Origin of the sequence: Gordonia gummivorans (assembly GCF_022513585.1) — a bacterium.
Taxonomy (GTDB): domain Bacteria; phylum Actinomycetota; class Actinomycetes; order Mycobacteriales; family Mycobacteriaceae; genus Gordonia.
The window spans coordinates 1-631 of sequence record NZ_JAKWBF010000091.1; the positions used below are offsets into that span (position 1 = coordinate 1).

Annotated in this window: 1 pseudogene; it reads right to left on the minus strand. The window is 67.0% G+C overall.

The features are described 5' to 3' along the window. A pseudogene (locus MKW15_RS24235) lies at positions 1–576 on the minus strand (HNH endonuclease); the annotation flags it as partial. Positions 577–631: the final 55 nt, after the last annotated feature.

Genomic DNA, 631 nt, shown 5'->3' on the forward strand with positions numbered 1-631 from the left:
CCCACGCACCACAACCCGACCGTCACCATCGGTGGCAACATCGAAGGTGTTGATGTCGCGGTCATCGCGGGCGGGTACCGCGGCAGGAGCATCGTCGGCGACCCCGTTACCCAGGGTGCGGGCACGGCGGTCGATGTCGGCGGGAGTGGCACCGGAGAAGGCTTGGGCCAGAAGATCGGTCACACAGGTTTGACGCAGCGACTCCGACAGCGGTTCCCTCGCCCGCACACCGATATGGGACAGTCCGCGGGCGATCGCGTCCGCGTGCTCGCCGGAGACAGACCCGTCAGCGGTGTGACCGGCCAATCGTGGTGGACCGGCCAGAGCAACACCGATACGCAGCAACCGGGTGGCGACCGCGGGCGCGGCGCCCATGACGATCAGCAGTTCGCGGGTGGTGCGGCCCTGCTTCGTCGCGAGCCCCAACCGCTCCACGGCCCCAGCAAGGACTGCGGCGTGGTGGTCGACCAGGTTTCGTAGCCGCAGCAGCGCCGACAGGGCCTCGTGCACCTCGCGGGCAGTGTCCGGAGGAGCGAACGCGGCGAGCTGGTCGCAAAGGTGTTCGATGTGGGGCATGCGTCCAGAATACTCGAACATGTATGCGAGTCAAGGACTATTTTCGCAGGTCAGA